Source organism: Desulfacinum infernum DSM 9756 (assembly GCF_900129305.1).
In the GTDB taxonomy this organism is placed as follows: domain Bacteria; phylum Desulfobacterota; class Syntrophobacteria; order Syntrophobacterales; family DSM-9756; genus Desulfacinum; species Desulfacinum infernum.
The window spans coordinates 1-4,616 of the sequence record NZ_FQVB01000070.1; the positions used below are offsets into that span (position 1 = coordinate 1).

The 4,616-nt window shown below is 61.2% G+C and carries 3 protein-coding genes; all 3 read left to right on the forward strand.

Annotated elements, in window-relative coordinates:
- Positions 1–591 precede the first annotated feature (591 nt).
- The gene (locus BUB04_RS18500) at positions 592–804 is read left to right on the forward strand and encodes a hypothetical protein (protein ID WP_073042267.1); all 213 of its coding nucleotides are present in this window, start codon (positions 592–594) and stop codon (positions 802–804) included.
- Positions 805–910: 106 nt separating this feature from the next.
- The gene (locus tag BUB04_RS18505; protein WP_178372051.1) at positions 911–3,634 is read left to right on the forward strand and encodes a M16 family metallopeptidase; all 2,724 of its coding nucleotides are present in this window, start codon (positions 911–913) and stop codon (positions 3,632–3,634) included.
- Between the two features lie 745 nt (positions 3,635–4,379).
- The coding region (locus BUB04_RS20475; protein ID WP_492215226.1) for an IS1634 family transposase N-terminal domain-related protein at positions 4,380–4,616 on the forward strand (237 nt) is incomplete at its 3' end.

Below are 4,616 nucleotides of genomic sequence, written 5' to 3' on the forward strand. Positions count from 1 at the left end.
CTACAGAAAGGACTCTCCCTTGACGACATCTTTCATCTGTGCGGGGTGGCGCAAGGGAGACCATGACCGTTAATATGAAAGAGAACCACGAATGAACGCGAATAGACGCAAATCTTCTTCGTTGTAGAAACTGCGAAGGCTGCAATGAGGGTGCCCGGCAATGCAATGGGCGCGCAGTGACTCATAGAGAATGGCATATCGCGGCGTTCCGACAAATGCCCTTGCTCCTGCCCGCTCTTTCATCCATGCGGGGTGGCGCGAGGGGAGCCATGACCGTTTGTATGAAACGCAACCTCGTTCCGCGCGTGCGCCCGGCCTGTAGGGGCGAATGATTATTCGCCCCTACAAGGGCCTGCTTTCCAAAGGGGCGTCTCGTCCTTCGTTGGCACGGGCTCCACAGGATAGCCAGGTTCAAACCTGGTTTTGCCTTCTGCGGTTCCCATGAGCGGCGGGGCAATCGGAGCTTGACACGGGAGAGCCTCATCCCTAGAGTCAATTCTCCGGCGGAATGGACCCCGGGATGAAAGAGCTCGACACGCCGCGGAACCGGCAAGGACTGCCCCGAGCGCCAGAAAGAAGGAGCATGGTCTGATGAACGACGATCTGGAAAAGGAATACGAAAAGTCGCAGTACATGGCCCAGCGCCACTTCCGAAAGGACGTGGGCGGGTTTCGCGACCGGCGCCGCCTGGAACTGGAGGACCTGCTGCGCATTGAGCAGGAAAAGCCCGAAGATTTGCAGGACAAGGACAAGATCCGATGGATTCTGGACGAGCTGGCCTCCATGGAAGGAGAACCCCGCTGACCCCCGGCTGCCGTCCTCTCCCCCGCGCCCTCACGGCCCCGGCGGCGTAGGGCCGTTTCCTCTCTTCCACGGTTTCGTATCTCCATGCGTTCGTATGAGGTGGATCATGCACCTGCGGCGAATGGTCTTCCAAGCGGCCCTCCTGCTTGTCATCGGCTTATTGGTCACCTTTCCCTGCCCGGCCGGCCAGGCCCCGGAAGCACCCGACAGCCGGGAAGCTCCCTTCCTGGAACGTTTTCTTGAAAGCAAACCGGGCGACACCTTCGCTGTCTTCAACAACGGACTCACCCTGCTGGTCCGCTCCATCCCCGACTCCCAGGTGGTTTCCGCAAGAGTCTACGTCCGAGCCGGATCCATCTACGAAGGCGACCACATGGGGGCCGGTCTATCCCACTACCTGGAACACGTGGTGGCGGGGGGAACCACCCGGTCCTTCAGCGAGGAGGAAGCCCGGAGGCGTCTGGAGCGCATGGGCGGAGCGAGCAATGCCTATACGAGCCACGACCGAACGGTCTATTACATCACCACCACCGCCGCCCACTGGGAGGAGAGTCTGGATCTGCTGCTTTCCTACGTGACGGAATGCAGCCTTGCGGAGCAGGAGGTGGTCCGGGAGAAGGCCGTGATCCAGCAGGAAATCCGCATGGGAGAAAACGATCCCGGCCGCGTCCTGTGGAAGCTCTTCATGCAGACGGCCTACCGAATCCATCCCGTTCGACATCCGGTCATCGGCTACGAAGACGTCTTCGTCCGCCGGACTCGGGAGGACCTCCAAGCCTACTACCGCGCCCGTTACCAGCCTCAGCACCTGGTGGTGGCGGTGGCGGGACCCGTGGATCCCGATCGCGTTCTTGCCTTCGTGGGCGAGAGGGTGGGGAAGATGCCCCGCGGAGAGGCCCCTCCGGTGGTGCTTCCCAGCGAACCTGCGCCCTTGGGCCGGCGATGGGCGGAAAAACGTCTGCCCTTGGCCCGTATGGTGCAAGCCATGGTGGGGTTCCGTTCCGTTCCTCTGGCCCACGAGGACCTGTACGCCATGGACGTCCTGGCCATCCTCATGGGCGACGGCCGCACCGGCCGCCTCCATCAGAGACTCAAAGAAAGAGAGAACCTGGTTCTTTCCGTGGGGGCGTTCAACTGGACGCCCGCCTATCTTCCCGGCCAGTGGGTGGTTTCCATGAGCCTGGCCCCCGAGAACTGGCCTGCGGTCCTGGAACCTCTCCAAGAAGAGCTGAGAGCCGTTGGATACAAGAAGGTCTCCCGAAGCGAGTTGGAAAAGGCGAAAAAGAAGGTGATCGCCGACCACATCTTCGGCAAGGAAACGGCCGAAGAGATGGCCTCTTCCCTGGCGTCCTCTTACTTCGACACGGGAGATCCCTACTTCGACGAGCATTATGTGGAAAAGGTCCGGCAGGTCACCCGGGAGGATGTGCTTCGGGTGGCCCGGCGTTACCTGGTTCCGGAAGCCATGACGGTGGCCGCCGTTCTGCCCGTCTCCACACCGTACGAAACAACCCCGGCGCCGCTTGCCTCGACCCCGAAGGACAAGGGCCCGTCTCTCGTGCGCCTCGACAACGGGCTGCGCGTGCTGCTCCTCGAAGATCACCGCCTCCCCGTGGTGACCCTTCAACTGTACGGGATGGGCGGGCTGCTCCTGGAAGGCCCCGGGCAGGAGGGCCTGGCGGCCTTCACGGCGTCGCTCCTCACCGCCGGGACCAAGAAGCGAAGCAAGCTGGAGATCGCCCAGGCCCTGGAGGAAGTGGGAGGCAGCCTCGCATCGGGATCCCAAAGCAACACCTACTCCGTCACCTCCAAGGTCCTGAGCGACGATGTGGACCTGGCCGTGGACATCCTGGCCGACGTGATCACGAATCCGGTCTTTCCTCCGGAGGAGATCCGCAAGAAGAAGGAGGAGACCCTCCTGGCCATCAAGCGCCGGGACGAGAATTGGCAGATGGAGCTGGTGCGCCTTTTCAAGGAGCACTACTTCACCCGGCATCCCTACCGTCACGATCGATTGGGTACGCCCGAGAGCGTCGCGGCCTTCACTCGCGACCAGGTGTTGGATTTTTATGAAAAGATGGTCGCCCCCCCATCGTCGGTCCTGGCCATCTACGGAGACTTCGACAGGGAAAAGCTGCTGAAGCGCCTGGACAAGGCTCTGGGATCCTGGAAACGGCCGCAGCCGGCGATCCCAAATCTACCGCGAGAAACCCAGCCGCTCCAAGGCTCCCGGGTGGTGGAACGGCGAACCGACAAGACCTCCCTGGGTCTCTTCGTGGGAACTGGTGGCTTGGACCTGCGGGATCCGCGGCGTCCCGTCCTCGATGTGCTGGACGCGGCGCTTTCCGGTATCGGCTATCCCGGCGGGCGCCTTCACGAAGCCCTGCGGGGCGGTACCAACAACCTGGTTTACGTGGTCCACGCCTTTCCCTTTTACGGCCTCAACGGGGGATTCTTCGGCGTGATCACGCAGACCACCCTGGACAACGCCGGCCGTGTGGAACAGATCGTGCTCGAGAAATTGGAGGGACTGACCCGGGAGGAAATGAGCCCTGCGGAGTTGGAACGGGCCAAGGACATGGTGCTCACCATGCACGCCCTGGACCTGGAGGGGCTGGACGCCAGAGCCCAAAGCGCCGCCGTCAACGAGGCCCTGGGGTTGGGATTCGACTACGACCGTCGCTACCCCGACCTGGTCCGCAAGGTGACAGCCCGGGATGTTTTGGAATTGGCGCGGGATCTCTTTTCGGGACGTCTGATCGTCCGCACCCTTCCCCGCAAGCCGGCCCAGGCGTTGCCCCTGGACGCTCCCCGCCCGCGGCATCCGTGACATGCCGCCGTCTCAACCCCTCTCCGCGCGATTATCGGGCAGGGATAAACCCCGCCCCTATCTCAACCGGGCCCCCTGGTTTCGTCGCGGCTGGCTTTACGGCCACCCGCCCGAACCTCGCGATGGGGAAGAATCGTGCCATTTTACACGACACGAGATCTCGTTATGTTCGTGCGCGCGACCTGTAGGGCGAATCATCATTCGCCCTACAGCCGCCTGGTGATGGGGGTAAGGTGAAGGGCGGCAACCGCGAATGAACGCGAATAGACGCGAATCTTTCTAATTGTAAGGGCGGGGCACAAGGGAGCCGGCTTCTTGCGTAGCCGCGGGGCTTCAGCCCCGCGGAAAACGGGCCCTCATAACCCAATGGGGTGACAGGCAATACCCGGCAACCCAACCCACGTCGGGGATTCCTCCGCAGCCCTAAAGGGCTGCGCTACGAAAAAAGCGGTCATCCCCGGCCTTTTTAGACAGCCACTGAGGAGCCTGTCCGACAATGGCTCTCCGTCTTACAAGGCCGAGGATTTTTGGTCCTCCTCGTAGCCGCGGGGCTTCAGCCCCGCGGGAAACGGCCGTCCTAACCCAAGTTTGTCATCTATATGCTGCATAGTGCGACAGTGTACCGATTTTGCTCATCTAACTATCTGAAAGGCCGTTGAAGGGGTCTCGAAAATTGGGTGTAGTGGTAGAAACTACAGGGCCAGAATTGACTCGCCTTCCCTCCTCATGCTACTGTCCTGCTACTATGTTCATTCGACGAGTCAGAAAAAAAGATCACCAAACGGGAACCACCTACTTCTACCACCAGTTGGTCGAGTCCTACAGGACTCCCAAGGGGCCTAGGCAGAGGACTCTTCTCAATTTGGGAAAGCTGGACCTCGAGCCCAAACAATTAAAAGGATTAGCAAATCGCATTGAAGAGATCCTCACCGGGCAACGCCCCGCCTTTCCCATTGACCAAGAGATGGAGAAACAGGCGCTC